The organism is Streptomyces sp. NBC_00322, assembly GCF_036147535.1.
Classification (GTDB): domain Bacteria; phylum Actinomycetota; class Actinomycetes; order Streptomycetales; family Streptomycetaceae; genus Streptomyces.
The window spans coordinates 6,933,302-6,947,896 of record NZ_CP108019.1 but is presented as its reverse complement, the minus strand read 5'-3'; the positions used below and the strand labels follow the sequence as shown (position 1 = coordinate 6,947,896).

Below are 14,595 nucleotides of genomic sequence, written 5' to 3'. Positions count from 1 at the left end.
ATCGCGAAGGTCCAGACGTTTCAGTCCGTACCCTCAGACACCCAACAGCGCGCCCGGCAGGTCTCCCGCCCCGGGCTCCGTTCCACGCTCCGAAGAGCAGTACTGGAAGACCGAGTTGGTCAGACCTGCCGAATAGTCAACGTTCCACCCATGAGCAACCAGCATCGGACGTACGCCGATGTACTGGCCTCTGGACCGGCGGAGCCGGCCTAGAAGTGCTCCTTAGAAAGGAGGTGATCCAGCCGCACCTTCCGGTACGGCTACCTTGTTACGACTTCGTCCCAATCGCCAGTCCCACCTTCGACAGCTCCCTCCCACAAGGGGTTGGGCCACCGGCTTCGGGTGTTACCGACTTTCGTGACGTGACGGGCGGTGTGTACAAGGCCCGGGAACGTATTCACCGCAGCAATGCTGATCTGCGATTACTAGCAACTCCGACTTCATGGGGTCGAGTTGCAGACCCCAATCCGAACTGAGACCGGCTTTTTGAGATTCGCTCCGCCTCGCGGCATCGCAGCTCTTTGTACCGGCCATTGTAGCACGTGTGCAGCCCAAGACATAAGGGGCATGATGACTTGACGTCGTCCCCACCTTCCTCCGAGTTGACCCCGGCAGTCTCCTGTGAGTCCCCATCACCCCGAAGGGCATGCTGGCAACACAGAACAAGGGTTGCGCTCGTTGCGGGACTTAACCCAACATCTCACGACACGAGCTGACGACAGCCATGCACCACCTGTATACCGACCACAAGGGGGGCACCATCTCTGATGCTTTCCGGTATATGTCAAGCCTTGGTAAGGTTCTTCGCGTTGCGTCGAATTAAGCCACATGCTCCGCTGCTTGTGCGGGCCCCCGTCAATTCCTTTGAGTTTTAGCCTTGCGGCCGTACTCCCCAGGCGGGGAACTTAATGCGTTAGCTGCGGCACCGACGACGTGGAATGTCGCCAACACCTAGTTCCCAACGTTTACGGCGTGGACTACCAGGGTATCTAATCCTGTTCGCTCCCCACGCTTTCGCTCCTCAGCGTCAGTAATGGCCCAGAGATCCGCCTTCGCCACCGGTGTTCCTCCTGATATCTGCGCATTTCACCGCTACACCAGGAATTCCGATCTCCCCTACCACACTCTAGCTAGCCCGTATCGAATGCAGACCCGGGGTTAAGCCCCGGGCTTTCACATCCGACGTGACAAGCCGCCTACGAGCTCTTTACGCCCAATAATTCCGGACAACGCTTGCGCCCTACGTATTACCGCGGCTGCTGGCACGTAGTTAGCCGGCGCTTCTTCTGCAGGTACCGTCACTTGCGCTTCTTCCCTGCTGAAAGAGGTTTACAACCCGAAGGCCGTCATCCCTCACGCGGCGTCGCTGCATCAGGCTTTCGCCCATTGTGCAATATTCCCCACTGCTGCCTCCCGTAGGAGTCTGGGCCGTGTCTCAGTCCCAGTGTGGCCGGTCGCCCTCTCAGGCCGGCTACCCGTCGTCGCCTTGGTAGGCCATCACCCCACCAACAAGCTGATAGGCCGCGGGCTCATCCTTCACCGCCGGAGCTTTCAACCCCCAAGATGCCTCGGGAGGTGGTATCCGGTATTAGACCCCGTTTCCAGGGCTTGTCCCAGAGTGAAGGGCAGATTGCCCACGTGTTACTCACCCGTTCGCCACTAATCCACCCCGAAGGGCTTCATCGTTCGACTTGCATGTGTTAAGCACGCCGCCAGCGTTCGTCCTGAGCCAGGATCAAACTCTCCATGAATGTTTACCCGTAATCGGGTCGAACACCACAAGAGCGGGACGACCGGTCGGAATAAGACCGATCGTCCACAGCGTCCTCGCTGTGTCATTGCCTGCCCGCCACAAAGGACCGACAGGACTTTCAAAGGAACCTCAACCCACCGAAATGGGCCGGGGTTGTCAATCTGGCGTTGACTTTTGGCACGCTGTTGAGTTCTCAAGGAACGGACGCTTCCTTCGTACTCACCCTCACGGGCTTTCCTCCGGGCGCTTCCCTTCGGTCTTGCGTTTCCAACCCTACCAGACTCTTTTTCCATTCCGTTTCCGGTGAGGAATTCGAATCCAGTGGCCGTTGGAAGGCCTTTGCCTTTCGGCGTGTTCACTACTTTAGCCGATTCCCCCGGCGACTCATAATTGAGTCACTGGGCTTGAATTTCGGCATGCCGAAACCGCACCCGGTTGGGGTTCGTCGTAAAGGAGTGGATGGCCGCTCCGGGTTGCTGAACAGCAGGGCCCGTTTCAAGCGGCTCGGGCTACGTTAGGCGTCGCGCCAACCAGAGTCAAGTTGCCCTGCGCCGCCTCATATGGGCCCGGTAAGGGCTGACCGTGGGGTCGTCCTCGATCCAGAAGCGCCAGGGGTGGTGTGCCCCGTCGCCGCCCACCCCCGTGCGGGGGCCGTTGCGCACCAGGTCAGGGTCGGGCGGGGTGCCCCGTAGCAGGGACAGGGGGGCGTCGCCGCCGGCGCAGAGGTCGGTGCCGTTCAGGGCGCGGTCGACATCGAGGGCCGTGGCCAGGCGTGCCGGGCCTTTGGCGAGTTCCTTGTCATGACGGGCCGAGAACCGACGTCTGCGGGCGTGGTCGGCGCCCACAAGGATCTCGCCTGCGCGCAGCAGGATCCCGCTCGCTCTGCCCTCCGGGCCGCACACCACATTGAGGCAGTGCCACATGCCGTAGGTGAAGTAGACGTACGCATGACCCGGCGGACCGAACATCACCTCGTTTCGCGCGGTGCGTCCGCGGTACGCGTGGGACCCCGGATCGAGCTCCCCCGCGTACGCCTCCACTTCGGTGAGCCGCACCTCGATGGGTCCGTCGTCGGTGAGGCGTGCCAGGGTGCAGCCAAGGAGTTCGGGCGCGACCTCCAGCACAGGGCGGTCGAAGAACTCCCGGGGCAGCGGCGTACGGTCGGGGCTCTCGATCATGGCGTCCGAGGGTACCGGGGAACCGGTTACGGTCGTCGCGCGTATGTAGTGGTCAAGACGAAGAAGGAGTGGACATGGGGTTCAAGAAGCTGCTCGCGAGCCTGGGCGCCGGTGGCGCGTCCGTCGAGACGGTGCTCACCGAGGCGAACGTCGTACCGGGCGGTGTCGTCCAGGGCGAGGTACGCATCCAGGGCGGCTCGGTGGACCAGCAGATCGAGGGGCTCTCCGTCGGTCTGCAGGCGCGGGTCGAGGTCGAGGGTGGTGACCAGGAGGTCAAGCAGGACATCGAGTTCACCAAGCAGCGGCTCGGTGGCGCGTTCGAGGTGAAGGCCGGGGCGGTGCATGTGGTGCCGTTCGGTCTTGAGATTCCGTGGGAGACCCCGGTCACCAGCATCGCGGGACAGCAGCTGCGCGGGATGAACATCGGTGTGACGACGGAGCTGGAGATCGCGCGGGCCGTTGACTCGGGCGACCTGGACCCGATCAATGTGCACCCTCTGCCGTCGCAGCAGGCCATCCTGGACGCGTTCATCCAGCTGGGCTTCCGCTTCAAGAGCGCGGACATGGAGCGCGGGCACATCCGTGGGACGCGGCAGCGGCTGCCGTTCTACCAGGAGATCGAGTTCTTCCCGCCGCAGCAGTACCGCGGACTGAACCAGGTCGAGCTGACCTTCGTCGCGGACGACCGCGAGATGGACGTCATCCTCGAAATGGACAAGAAGCCGGGCCTGTTCAGCGAGGGCAGCGACTCGTACAAGGCCTTCAAGGTGGGGCACCACGACTTCCACTCGACCGACTGGGCCGGATTCCTCAACCAGTGGCTGGCGGATGTCGGCGGGCGCCGTAACTGGCTCTAGGCTCGGATTCGGCAGAGCACGCAGGGCAGACAGAACAGCCGAATCGGAGGTTCAGACGTGACCGAGCTCAAGAGGGCGCCCCTTCCGCACGACTTCCATCCTGCGGTGCCGTCGTTCACGGTGGTGAGCGATGACATCGCGCCGGGGTCGGTGCTGAAGGACGCCCAGGTCTACGCGGCGGGCAACACCTCGCCGCACCTGCGGTGGGAGGGCTTCCCGGCACAGACCAAGAGCTTCGCCGTGACGTGCTTCGATCCGGACGCGCCCACGGGCAGCGGGTTCTGGCACTGGGTGCTCTTCGATATCCCGGCATCGGTCACTGAGCTGTCGGCCGGTGCGGGCAGCGGGAAGTTCGAGGGGCTGCCCAAGGGCGCCGTTCAGGTCCGTAACGACTACGGGTCGAAGGATTTCGGCGGAGCGGCTCCCCCGGCGGGCGAGAACCACCGGTATGTGTTCACGGTGTACGCGGTGGACAAGGAGAAGCTCGGCCCTGGTGATGATGTGTCGGCGGCGGCCGTGGGCTTCAATCTCCGCTTCCACACGATTGCGCGTGCGCAGCTGGTCGCGGAGTACGAAGCTCCTTCGAAGAGCTGATCGTTCGTTTGTTGTTTGCCCTGCCCTGGTCTTGGAGAGATCAGGGCAGGGCATCTTTTATTGCGTTGTCCATCTCGGCGCGCCCGGCCAGAGTTGATCCAAGCCCAAGGCCCGCAACGGGTTGGGCCGGCGAACGGGAGGTGGGCGAGATGCGGGACACGCTGGTACTGAATGCGAGCTTCGAGCCGCTGTCGACGGTGACACTCAACCGCGCGGTGGTTCTGGTGCTGCAGGACAAGGCCGTCGTCGAGCAGGCCCACCCCGGACTCCGTGTGCGTGCGGCCGCAGTTGATCTTCCGGTGCCGCGGGTGATCAGGCTCTGCCGGTATGTCCGGGTGCCGTTCCGAAGACAGGCGCCGTGGTCCAGGCGGGGTGTGCTGGTACGGGACCAGCACCGGTGCGCGTACTGCGGAAGGCGCGCCACGACCGTGGACCATGTGGTGCCGCGGTCGCACGGTGGTCAGGACAGCTGGCTGAATACGGTGGCCTCCTGTGCCGAGGACAACCACCGCAAGGCCGACCGTACGCCGGATCAGGCGGGGATGCCGCTGCTGCACGAGCCGTTCGTACCGTCTCCGGCGGACGCGATGCTGCTGGGCCTGCGGGCCGGTGAGCGGTCGGCGCTGCCTGAGTGGCTGGCGGCGCAGCCCGCCGCGTAAGTGGTGACGTGCGAAAGCCCGCTCCCTGTCGGGGGCGGGCTTTCGCGTGTCAGCGCAGCAGGAGCTGGATGATCGCGAAGGTGCCGACCACGACGATCAGCGCGCGCAGCGCTGTCGGCGGCAGACGGCGGCCGATCTTGGCGCCGAGCTGGCCGCCGATGGCGGAGCCGACCGCGATCAGTGCGACCGCCGTCCAGTCGAAGTCCGCGACGAAGAGGAAGAAGACCGCGGCGATGCTGTTGACGACGGCGGCAAGGATGTTCTTGGTGGCGTTGAGGCGCTGGAGGGTGTCGTCGAGCAGCATGCCCATGAGAGCGAGGTAGATGATCCCCTGGGCCGCGGTGAAGTAGCCGCCGTAGACGCTGGCGAGCATCAGTCCGACGAAGAGCAGCGGGCCGCCGTCGGGGTTGGTGGGTGTGCCCTTGCGGTCGCGGCGGCGCTGCACGGCTTTGGTGATGCGCGGCTGGAGGATCACCAGGACCAGGGCGAGTGCCACCAGGACCGGGACGATCGTCTCGAAGGCGGTGGAGGGGAGCATCAGGAGCAGTACGGCTCCGCTGAGGCCGCCGATCGCGGCGGCGATGCTCAGGCGCAGGACGCGGCTGCGCTGGCCGGTGAGTTCGGCGCGGTAGCCGATGGCCCCGCTGATCGAGCCGGGGATCAGGCCGAGCGCGTTGGAGACGGTGGCGGTGACCGGGGGCAGGCCGGTGGCGAGGAGCACCGGGAAGGTGATCAGTGTCCCCGAGCCGACGATGGTGTTGATGGTGCCGGCGCTGATGCCCGCGGCGAAGACGGCGAGCATCTCCCAGATGGTCACGCTGTGCCCCTCGATGATCGGTGCCGGATGCACCGATCATGCCTGAGGGGTGCCCGGGTCAGTCGATGGGGGGCTGTTCGCGGCGCTCCGTGCCGTTTCCGCCGCCGGACTTGCCGGAGGATCCCGAGCCCGAGCCGCCGCCCATTCCGGCCATCGGGTTGAAGTTGCCCATGGCGCCGGAGAGTCCCTTGAGGGCGTCGCCGATCTCGCTGGGCACGATCCAGAGCTTGTTGGCGTCGCCCTCGGCGATCTTCGGAAGCATCTGGAGGTACTGGTAGGCGAGGAGCTTCTGGTCCGCGTCTCCGGCGTGGATGGACTCGAAGACCGTACGGATCGCCTGGGCCTCGCCCTCCGCGCGCAGGGCGGCCGCCTTGGCCTCACCTTCTGCGCGCAGGATCGCGGACTGCTTCTCGCCCTCGGCGGTGAGGATCGCGGACTGCCTGATGCCTTCCGCGGTGAGGATCGCGGCGCGCTTGTCACGGTCGGCGCGCATCTGCTTCTCCATCGAGTCCTGGATGGAGGTGGGCGGTTCGATCGCCTTCAGCTCGACGCGGTTGACGCGGATGCCCCACTTGCCGGTGGCTTCGTCGAGGACGCCGCGCAGGGCCGCGTTGATCTCCTCGCGGGAGGTGAGGGTCCGCTCCAGGTCCATGCCACCGATGATGTTGCGCAGGGTGGTGACGGTGAGCTGCTCGATCGCCTGGATGTAGCTGGCGACTTCGTAGGTCGCGGCGCGGGCGTCGGTCACCTGGTAGTAGATGACGGTGTCGATGTTGACGACCAGGTTGTCCTGGGTGATCACCGGCTGGGGCGGGAACGGGACGACCTGTTCACGCAGATCGATGCGGTTGCGGATCGAGTCGATGAACGGGACGACGATGTTCAGGCCCGCGTTGAGGGTGCGGGTGTAGCGCCCGAAGCGCTCAACGATGGCGGCGCTGGCCTGCGGGATGACCTGGATCGTCTTGATCAGGGCGATGAAGACCAGCACCACCAGAATGATCAGGACGATGATGATCGGTTGCATCGAGTTCCCTGTGCCCTTCGCTGCCGGATAATTCTGATGATCGAGTTTCCCAGAACACGGGCTGGTATGGGGGGCGTTCGGCATTCATTTGTCACATGACCACGGCAGTGGCTCCGTCGATCTCCACGACATCGACCTGCTGGCCCACCTCGAAGGACATTCCCGCGTCGAGTGTGCGCGCGGACCAGATCTCACCGGCGAGTTTGATACGGCCCCCGCCACTGTCGACTCGTTCGAGCACAACGGCCTGGCGGCCCTTGAGCGCGTCAACTCCGCTGGCGAACTGGGGCCGTTGGGCGCGGTGCCGGGTCGCGATGGGCCGTACGACGGCGATGAGCGCGACGGAAACCACGGCGAACACGAGGACTTGGGCGACCGTGCCGCCGCCGAGCGCCGCGACGATCGCCCCGGCCACCGCTCCGGCGGACAGCATTCCGAACTCCGGCATCGCCGTCAGGACGAGCGGAATGCCCAGTCCGACCGCGCCGATCAGCCACCACACCCATGCGTCGATTTCCACATGGTCATGGTAGGTCCGGCGGTCGCGGTCGGGACAGGGGGCGAAAGCGGGGGCGGGATCAGGTCAGCCGCTCCGGCCGGACGCCGGGTCAGCCGAGCGGGAGGCCCTGGGCGGTCCAGCGCTCGCCGTTGCGCTCGACGAGCAGCGGGAGGCCGAAGCAGAGCGAGAGGTTGCGGGAGGTGAGTTCGGTCTCCATCGGACCGGCGGCCAGCACCTTGCCCTGACGGATCATCAGGACGTGGGTGAAGCCCGGGGCGATCTCCTCGACATGGTGCGTCACCATCACCATGGAGGGGGCGAACTGGTCGCGGGCCAGGCGGCCGAGCCGGCGCACCAGGTCCTCGCGGCCGCCGAGGTCGAGACCGGCGGCGGGCTCGTCGAGGAGCAGCAGTTCGGGGTCGGTCATCATGGCGCGGGCGATCAGGGTGCGCTTGCGCTCGCCCTCGGAGAGCGTGCCGAACTTGCGGTCCAAGTACTCGGTCATGCCGAGCCGGTCGAGGAAGGCACGGGCGCGCTCCTCGTCGACGGCGTCGTAGTCCTCGTGCCAGGTGGCGGTCATTCCGTAGGCGGCGGTGAGGACGGTCTGGAGCACGGTCTGGCGCTTGGGCAGCTTCTCGGACATGGCGATGCCGGCCATGCCGATACGCGGGCGGAGCTCGAAGACGTCGACGGCGCCGAGGCGCTCGCCCAGGATCGTCGCCGTGCCGGTGGTCGGGAAGAGGTAGCTGGACGCGATGTTGAGGAGGGTGGTCTTGCCGGCGCCGTTCGGGCCGAGGATGACCCAGCGCTCGCCCTCCTTGACCGACCAGGAGACGTCGTCCACCAGAGCGCGTCCGTCGCGGACCACGGATACGTCCACCAGCTCCAGTACATCGCTCATGAGCGCGTTGTCTCCCCATGCAATCGTCTTGAGGTATTGGGGGCGGTTTATGCACCTGTGGGCACAGCTCCCAGGGAAAACCTACGCCACCGGCCGAGTAGCCCTGCCCCCCGGTCCGGTACCTAGGCTGGGTCCATGCTTTCCGAACCACGCTCAGGACGGCTGGCCGCATGGGGAAACGCCCTGTTGGCCGGATTTGTATCACCCGACGACGCGGCGCTCGCGATCGTCGGCGACGACGCGGTGCACCGGGTCGAAGGTCTGCCGGGCGAGACGGGCCCCGTCGGGCTCACCCTCGCGCTGGGGCGCCTGCGGGCGCTCGGGGTGACCGGGTACCGGGTCGCGCTGCCCGCGCCGGGGCATCCGCTGGGGCTCAGTGGACCACCCGACTTCAACGCGCGGGCGCTCGACGCGGAGGAGGCCGTGGTCGCCTCGGGCGGGGCGTACGGGCTGGTGCCCGAGGTGTACGAGGCCGGGCCCGCGGGTGATGTGCACGTCGAGGTCGTCTGGCACTGCCTGCCGGTACGGGAGGCGCCACCGGCGGACGTGCCCTCGCTCGGGGAGGCGGAGCGGGAGCTCGCGGAGGCCCTGCGCGATGCGACGGACGTGCTCTCGCGCCTCGACGTGGCGGCATCGGGACCGGTGGCGGAGGCGGCGATCGACGCGTACCGGGCGCGGGCGTCGCGGGGCGCGGGCGAGACGCTGGCCCCCGGATATCCGCCGCGTGCGGTACGCGTGCTGGAGCTGGCCCAGCGGATCGGGCTGCTGATCTCGGTGGCGTACGAGAACGGGCACGGCGGGGCGGTGAGCGCGTCGGAGATGGCGGCTCGGGGGGAGGCGCTGCGGCCGGTGGAACGGGTGGCGAGGCGGGCGCAGGTGGCGGCGTACAACGCGTATGTGGAGGAGCGGGAGCGGGGGCGCTGACGGGGCCTCGCGGTGGGGGTGCGGGTCGCCTGCGGCGGGCCTGTTCCCCTACCCGCCCTCCCCCAGACTCCGTCCGGGGGGACCCCCAACCTCCCCGCTCCTCAATCGCCGGAGGGGCTGGATATGCGGCTCGGCCGCACATACAGCCCGTCCGGCGATTGAGGACAAGCTCGCACCGCAGGGTGGTAGGTGACCGTCAGCCGTTGTAGCCCTCGTTGGCGAACGCCGGGTTCAGCGCGCCGATCACGTTGACCGTGTTGCCGACCACGTTCACCGGGACGTGGACGGGGGCCTGGACCAGGTTGCCCGAGAGGACACCCGGGGAGTTCACGGCGTGGCCGTCGGCGTACGCGCCGTCCGTGGCGGAGGCGACACCCGCGCCCGCGGCGAGCAGGCTGCCGGCGATCATGGTGAGGGCAGCGGCCTTCTTGACGTTCTTCACTTCGAAATCCTCCTGAGCATTCGCTGCGGCCGGCCGCCGCAGCACGCCATGGAGAACGCCGCCGAGTCGATCAGGATGCGCCGGACGGGTGACATACACCCGACAGTATGAATCTCGGATCGGAGGGAGACGGTCCGGTTAGTCCGTCAGGCCATGTCTGACCGCCCACAACGCCGCCTGCGTGCGATCCGCCAGGTCCAGCTTCATCAGGATGTTCGAGACGTGCGTCTTGACGGTCTTCTCCGACAGGACGAGCGCGCGGGCGATCTCCCGGTTGGAGCGGCCGTCGGCGATCAGGCCCAGGACCTCGCGCTCGCGTTCGGTGAGGGTGGTGCCGCGGCCCGTCCCGCTGCTCTGGTCGTCCTGGGAGAGAAGAGCTCCCGCGACCTCCGGCTGGAGCAGTACATGGCCCGCGTGGACGGAGCGGATGGCGCCGGCCAGCGCCTCGGGGTCGACGTCCTTGTACACGTAGCCCGAAGCACCCGCGCGCAACGCGGGGACGACCGTGCGCTGTTCGGTGAAGCTCGTGACGATCAACACCTTGGCGGGGTTGGCCAGTTCGCGCATTTTGCGGAGCGCGTCGATGCCGTCCATGCCGGGCATCTTGACGTCCATCAGGACGACGTCCGGCTTCAACTCCTCGGCGCGGGCGACCCCTTCAGCCCCGTCCGCCGCTTCGCCGACGACCTCGATGTCGTCCTGGACCTCGAGGAAGGTGCGCAGGCCGCGGCGGACCACCTGGTGGTCGTCGACCAGGAGGACGTGAATCGTCTTGTCAGCCACCGGGGACCTCCATCTCGATCGTCGTGCCCTTTCCGGGCGCTGATTGAACGGTGAGCCGTCCGCCGACACCGCTCGCCCGGTCCCGCATCGAGACGAGTCCCAGATGGCGGCCCGCCCGGCGGACCGCCCTCGGCTCGAAGCCCCTGCCGTTGTCGGTGATGCTGAGGACCGTGCCCTGGCCTCGGCGGACCAGCACCACATCGACCTCGCCGGCGCCGGAGTGCCGCAGGGCATTGTGCAGCGCTTCCTGCGCGACCCGGAGCAGAGCCTCCTCCTGCGCGGCGGGCAGGGCGCGGATGCCGCGGCTGTCGAAGGTGACCTTGGCGCTGTGCGCGCGGTCGAGGACCTGTATATGCGTACGGAGGGTGTTGACCAGGCCGTCCTCGTCGAGGGCGGCGGGGCGCAACTCCACGACCGCGGCGCGCAGTTCGTCCGCCGCCTCGGCGGCGAGCACCGCGACCTGCTGCAGTTCCCCCTTGGCGCGGGCCGGATCGCGGTCCACCAGGGCGGCCGCGGCCTGTGCGGTGAGGCGGAGTGAGAAGAGCTTCTGGCTCACCGCGTCGTGCAGCTCGTGGGCGAGGCGGGAGCGCTCCTCGGCGATGGTGAGCTCGCGGCTGCGCTCGTAGAGCCGGGCGTTGGTCAGGGCTATCGCCGCGTGCTGGGCGAGGATCGAGAGCAGTTCCTCGTCCTCTTCCGTGAAGCCGCAGCTGCCTTGCGCCTTCGGACACCTCTTGTTCGCGAGGAACAGCGCGCCGATCGTCTCCTCGCCGTCCTTGACGGGCAGGCCGAGGAAGTCGGACATGTCGGGGTGGGCGGCCGGCCAGCCCTCGAAGCGGGGGTCTTCGCGGACATCCGCGAGCCGCTCGGTCTTCGCGTCGCGCAGCATCGCGGCGAGGATGCCGTGCTGGCGCGGGAGCGGGCCGATCGCCTTCCACTGCGCGTCGGTGACGCCGTCGACCACGAACTGCGCGAAGCCTCCGTGGTCGTCGGGCACGCCCAGTGCCGCGTACTCGGCGTCGAGGAGCTCGCGCGCGGACGCCACGATCGTCTTCAGGACGTCACGCACCTCGAGATGCCTGCTCATCGCGAGGAGGGCGGTGCTCACGGCTGCCAGGCCCGAGCTGGGTCGATGGCTCATGACCTCACCGTACCGGCGGGGTGTGACAGTCCGTATCGGCCCGGGGACGGGGCCGCTCAGGGCTGAGGTCGTAGGTCGAATTGCCTTGTCCGATGGGGCCCCGCGCACGAGGCGGCGGGCCGGGCCGCGTTCCTACGTTGGGGACATCGACGCGGAACAGCGCAAGATCCGGACAAGGGGATGGACATCATGCCGGTAGCGGTGATCACTGGAGCTTCCAAGGGACTGGGGCGTGCTCTCGCGGCGGCCCTGGCCGAGCGCGGCTGGGATCTGGTGCTGGGGGCCAGGACCGCGAGCGTCCTGGAGGAGAGCGCGCGTCACATCGGTACGGCGTACGGGACGCGGGTGGTAGCAGTGGCGGGGGACGTCACCGACGGCGGGCACCGTACGGAGCTGGTGGCCGCGGCCCGCGGGCTCGGCGGGCTCGATCTGCTGGTGAGCAACGCGAGCGCGCTGGGCGCCGAGCCGCTGGTGCGGCTGGAGGCGCTGTCGCTGGATGGCCTGCGGGCGGCTCTGGAGACGAATGTGGTGGCGGCGCTCGGACTCGTACAGGAGGCACTGCCGCTGCTGCGGGCGGCCGAGGCGGGCACGGTGATCGCGGTCAGCTCGGACGCCGCGGCGGAGGCGTACGAGACGTGGGGCGGCTACGGGGCGTCCAAGGCGGCGCTCGACCATCTGGCGGCAGTCCTCGCGGTCGAAGAGCCGCAGCTGCGGGTGTGGACGGTCGACCCGGGTGACATGCAGACGGACCTCTACGCGGCGGCCGTGCCCGGAGACGACGATCCGCGCCCCTCGCCCCACTCGGTGGTGCCGGGCTTCCTGCGCCTGCTGGACGCACGGCCCGTGAGCGGCCGGTACACCGCCCCCGCGCTGCTCCAGGTGGCTCGATGAGAGCCGGGCCGACACCGGGAGGAGCCGCCGTGCTGGAGGCCTTGGTGGTGCCCGACGAGCTCTCGGCCCGTGTGCCCCCGGAGGTGCGCGGGTCGGGGCGGGACGACGTGCGGCTGATGGTCTCGCGCGGGATGGAGGTGTCCCACCACGCCTTCCGGGACCTGCCCGGGCAGCTGCGGGCCGGTGACGTCCTGGTGGTCAACACGTCCACCACACTGCCCGCGGCCGTCAACGGGCGGGTCGGCGGCGAGGCGGTCGTGGTGCACTTCTCGACCCGCGGCGACGACGGGCGCTGGGCGGTGGAGCTGCGCAGCCCCGACGGCTCGGGCAGCACCGTGAGGCGGGCCGGGGGCCCTGTGGGGGCCGTCGTACGTCTTCCCGGAGGCGAGCACCTCGTACTGGACGCGCCCCTGGGCCCCGGCGCGGACCGGCTGTGGTGGGCGACGGTGTCCGTGGAGGTGCCGGGACTGCTGTACCGGTACGGCCGCGCGATCCGGTACCGGTACACGGCACAGGATCAGTCCCTGTCCGCGTATCAGACGGTCTTCGCGCTCCCCTCCCCCGGCGGCGCGGGCTCGGCGGAGATGCCGAGCGCGGCGCGGCCCTTCACGACGCGGCTGGTGGCGGAGCTGGTGAGCCGTGGTGTGCAGTTCGCTCCGCTCACCCTGCATACGGGGGTGGCCTCGGCGGAGGCGCACGAGCCGCCGTATCCGGAGCGCTTCGAGGTGCCGGCGACGACGGCGTGGCTGGTGAACGCCGCTCGGGCGGGCGGAGGGAGGATCCTCGCGGTCGGCACGACGGCCGTACGCGCCCTGGAGTCGGCCGTGGATGCCGATGGGGTGGTGCGGGCGGCCGCGGGCTGGACGGACCTGGTCATCACGCCGGGGCGCGGGGTGCGCGCGGTGGACGGGCTGCTGACCGGGCTGCACGAGCCGGAGGCCTCGCATCTGCTGATGCTGGAGGCGATCGCCGGGCGGGAAGCCCTTGTCCGTTCGTACACCGAGGCGCTGCGGCGTCTCTATCTCTGGCACGAGTTCGGCGACATCCACCTCATTCTTCCAACGACACTCCTCACGCTTTGAATTGCTGGAGCAACACCTGGTGAAACCGTTACGTGCCCGATGTGAGCCCGCACATAGGACGCAGATCACTTACGAACGGCTCTAGTGGATATATAAAGGACGCGTGAGCGGGAACTATGCAGGAGGAACAGCACCATTCGGACACCCTGATCCACTATTGCGGATAGTACGTCACACCTTTGCCACAGCATTTTGCTGGCGCTAAGAATTGCAGCCGTCGCCCGCCGAGGAGCGCAGCGCCGCTCCGGCCTGATGCGACTTCCGCTATTCGAAGAGGTACGACTGTATGTCCGCGTCCAGCACCCGCCTGACCAAGACTCACAAGGTCTCGATCGCCGGCATCGCCGCCGCCGCCGTTGCAGCCGTCACGTTCTCCCTCGTTCCGGGCAACGCCTCCGCCGGCACGGAGACCGAGGCCCTGTCCTCCACCCCCGTCGCCCAGACGAGCGTCGCCAAGCAGCAGACGGCCCTCGCTGCCAAGGCCAAGGCTGACGCCGCCGCCAAGGCCAAGGCTGAGGCCGCTGCCAAGGCCAAGGCCGCCGCTGCCGCCAAGGCCAAGGCTGCCGCTGCCGCGGCCAAGAAGAAGGCCGAAGCCGCGGCCAAGAAGAAGGCTGCTGCCAAGGCCGCCGCCAAGGCCGCCGCGAAGAAGCGCGCGAAGCAGCAGGCCGCCAGCCGTGCCGCCGCTCGCAAGCCGATCTACGCCAACAACCTTGACGGCTGGATCAAGGAGTCGCTGGCCATCATGAAGAAGCACCACATCCCCGGCACGTACAACGGGCTGCACCGCAACATCATTCGTGAGTCCAGCGGCAACCCGAACGCCATCAACAACTGGGACATCAACGCGATCAACGGCGTCCCGTCGATCGGCCTGCTGCAGGTCATCAAGCCGACGTTCGACGCGTACCACGTCGCCGGCACCAAGCACAGCCAGTACGACCCGGTCGCCAACATCGTCGCCGCGGCCAACTACGCCGCCGACCGTTACGGCTCGATCGACAACGTCAACAGTGCCTACTGAGCCGACCTGACGCGAAGCTCAGCAGACGC

At 67.8% G+C, this 14,595-nt stretch carries 15 protein-coding genes and 1 rRNA gene; 7 read left to right on the top strand and 9 right to left on the bottom strand.

Going from position 1 to position 14,595, the window contains the following annotated elements; all coding sequences use genetic code 11:
• Positions 1-226 precede the first annotated feature (226 nt).
• Both OG905_RS31715 and OG905_RS31710 read right to left on the bottom strand, forming a co-directional pair.
• Positions 227-1,751: ribosomal RNA gene (locus OG905_RS31715) — 16S ribosomal RNA — on the bottom strand.
• Between the two features lie 538 nt (positions 1,752-2,289).
• The gene (locus OG905_RS31710) at positions 2,290-2,931 is read right to left on the bottom strand and encodes a DNA-3-methyladenine glycosylase (RefSeq protein WP_328679481.1); all 642 of its coding nucleotides are present in this window, start codon (positions 2,929-2,931) and stop codon (positions 2,290-2,292) included.
• 74 nt (positions 2,932-3,005) lie between these two features.
• Here OG905_RS31710 and OG905_RS31705 point away from each other — a divergent pair, with 74 nt between their 5' ends.
• The 3 genes from OG905_RS31705 to OG905_RS31695 all read left to right on the top strand — a co-directional run bounded on the left by OG905_RS31705 (position 3,006) and on the right by OG905_RS31695 (position 5,041).
• The gene (locus tag OG905_RS31705; RefSeq protein ID WP_328679480.1) at positions 3,006-3,788 is read left to right on the top strand and encodes a sporulation protein; all 783 of its coding nucleotides are present in this window, start codon (positions 3,006-3,008) and stop codon (positions 3,786-3,788) included.
• A gap of 57 nt (positions 3,789-3,845) precedes the next feature.
• The gene (locus OG905_RS31700) at positions 3,846-4,382 is read left to right on the top strand and encodes a YbhB/YbcL family Raf kinase inhibitor-like protein (RefSeq protein ID WP_328679477.1); all 537 of its coding nucleotides are present in this window, start codon (positions 3,846-3,848) and stop codon (positions 4,380-4,382) included.
• A 149-nt stretch (positions 4,383-4,531) separates the two neighbouring features.
• Complete coding sequence (locus OG905_RS31695) at positions 4,532-5,041, top strand: HNH endonuclease (RefSeq protein ID WP_328679475.1); 510 nt, start codon at positions 4,532-4,534, stop codon at positions 5,039-5,041.
• A 49-nt stretch (positions 5,042-5,090) separates the two neighbouring features.
• On the opposite strand, the gene OG905_RS31690 is transcribed toward OG905_RS31695, so the two are convergent.
• The 4 genes from OG905_RS31690 to OG905_RS31675 all read right to left on the bottom strand — a co-directional run bounded on the left by OG905_RS31690 (position 5,091) and on the right by OG905_RS31675 (position 8,285).
• Positions 5,091-5,858, bottom strand: a complete 768-nt coding sequence (locus tag OG905_RS31690) for a sulfite exporter TauE/SafE family protein (protein WP_328679474.1) — start codon at positions 5,856-5,858, stop codon at positions 5,091-5,093.
• Between the two features lie 58 nt (positions 5,859-5,916).
• Positions 5,917-6,885, bottom strand: coding sequence for an SPFH domain-containing protein (locus OG905_RS31685; RefSeq protein WP_328679473.1), 969 nt, complete (start codon positions 6,883-6,885; stop codon positions 5,917-5,919).
• 91 nt (positions 6,886-6,976) lie between these two features.
• Complete coding sequence (locus OG905_RS31680; protein WP_328679472.1) at positions 6,977-7,405, bottom strand: NfeD family protein; 429 nt, start codon at positions 7,403-7,405, stop codon at positions 6,977-6,979.
• 88 nt (positions 7,406-7,493) lie between these two features.
• Positions 7,494-8,285, bottom strand: coding sequence for an ABC transporter ATP-binding protein (locus OG905_RS31675; RefSeq protein WP_328679471.1), 792 nt, complete (start codon positions 8,283-8,285; stop codon positions 7,494-7,496).
• Positions 8,286-8,420: 135 nt separating this feature from the next.
• Here OG905_RS31675 and OG905_RS31670 point away from each other — a divergent pair, with 135 nt between their 5' ends.
• A complete protein-coding gene (locus OG905_RS31670; RefSeq protein ID WP_328679470.1) occupies positions 8,421-9,209 on the top strand; it encodes a hypothetical protein in 789 nt (262 codons plus the stop codon).
• Between the two features lie 196 nt (positions 9,210-9,405).
• Here OG905_RS31670 and OG905_RS31665 read toward each other — a convergent pair whose 3' ends face one another.
• From OG905_RS31665 to OG905_RS31655, 3 genes are all read right to left on the bottom strand, one after another.
• Positions 9,406-9,651: a chaplin gene (locus OG905_RS31665; protein WP_328679468.1), complete on the bottom strand. Its 246-nt coding sequence runs from the start codon at positions 9,649-9,651 to the stop codon at positions 9,406-9,408.
• A 138-nt stretch (positions 9,652-9,789) separates the two neighbouring features.
• Positions 9,790-10,434 (bottom strand): response regulator transcription factor, encoded by a 645-nt coding sequence (locus tag OG905_RS31660; RefSeq protein WP_328679466.1) that lies wholly within the window; start codon positions 10,432-10,434, stop codon positions 9,790-9,792.
• Positions 10,427-11,572 carry a GAF domain-containing sensor histidine kinase gene (locus tag OG905_RS31655; RefSeq protein ID WP_328679465.1) on the bottom strand — a complete coding sequence of 382 codons (1,146 nt, stop codon included), beginning with the start codon at positions 11,570-11,572 and terminating at the stop codon, positions 10,427-10,429. Before OG905_RS31655 ends, OG905_RS31660 begins: the two co-directional genes overlap by 8 nt.
• 189 nt (positions 11,573-11,761) lie before the next feature.
• Between OG905_RS31655 and OG905_RS31650 the strand changes: the two genes are divergently transcribed.
• From OG905_RS31650 to OG905_RS31640, 3 genes are all read left to right on the top strand, one after another.
• Positions 11,762-12,463 (top strand): SDR family NAD(P)-dependent oxidoreductase, encoded by a 702-nt coding sequence (locus tag OG905_RS31650; protein WP_328679463.1) that lies wholly within the window; start codon positions 11,762-11,764, stop codon positions 12,461-12,463.
• A 29-nt stretch (positions 12,464-12,492) separates the two neighbouring features.
• Positions 12,493-13,545, top strand: coding sequence for an S-adenosylmethionine:tRNA ribosyltransferase-isomerase (locus OG905_RS31645; protein ID WP_443044016.1), 1,053 nt, complete (start codon positions 12,493-12,495; stop codon positions 13,543-13,545).
• A 286-nt stretch (positions 13,546-13,831) separates the two neighbouring features.
• Positions 13,832-14,566 carry a transglycosylase SLT domain-containing protein gene (locus OG905_RS31640; RefSeq protein ID WP_328679461.1) on the top strand — a complete coding sequence of 245 codons (735 nt, stop codon included), beginning with the start codon at positions 13,832-13,834 and terminating at the stop codon, positions 14,564-14,566.
• The last annotated feature ends 29 nt before the right edge of the window (positions 14,567-14,595 follow it).

Excerpts from the sequence above, each read along its gene's own strand:
- OG905_RS31710 (WP_328679481.1), bottom strand. The coding sequence starts at position 2,931 with ATGATCGAGAGCCCCGACCGTACGCCGCTGCCCCGGGAGTTCTTCGAC.
- OG905_RS31705 (WP_328679480.1), top strand. The coding sequence starts at position 3,006 with ATGGGGTTCAAGAAGCTGCTCGCGAGCCTGGGCGCCGGTGGCGCGTCC.
- OG905_RS31695 (WP_328679475.1), top strand. The coding sequence starts at position 4,532 with ATGCGGGACACGCTGGTACTGAATGCGAGCTTCGAGCCGCTGTCGACG.
- OG905_RS31685 (WP_328679473.1), bottom strand. The coding sequence starts at position 6,885 with ATGCAACCGATCATCATCGTCCTGATCATTCTGGTGGTGCTGGTCTTC.
- OG905_RS31675 (WP_328679471.1), bottom strand. The coding sequence starts at position 8,285 with ATGAGCGATGTACTGGAGCTGGTGGACGTATCCGTGGTCCGCGACGGA.
- OG905_RS31670 (WP_328679470.1), top strand. The coding sequence starts at position 8,421 with ATGCTTTCCGAACCACGCTCAGGACGGCTGGCCGCATGGGGAAACGCC.
- OG905_RS31655 (WP_328679465.1), bottom strand. The coding sequence starts at position 11,572 with ATGAGCCATCGACCCAGCTCGGGCCTGGCAGCCGTGAGCACCGCCCTC.
- OG905_RS31650 (WP_328679463.1), top strand. The coding sequence starts at position 11,762 with ATGCCGGTAGCGGTGATCACTGGAGCTTCCAAGGGACTGGGGCGTGCT.
- OG905_RS31640 (WP_328679461.1), top strand. The coding sequence starts at position 13,832 with ATGTCCGCGTCCAGCACCCGCCTGACCAAGACTCACAAGGTCTCGATC.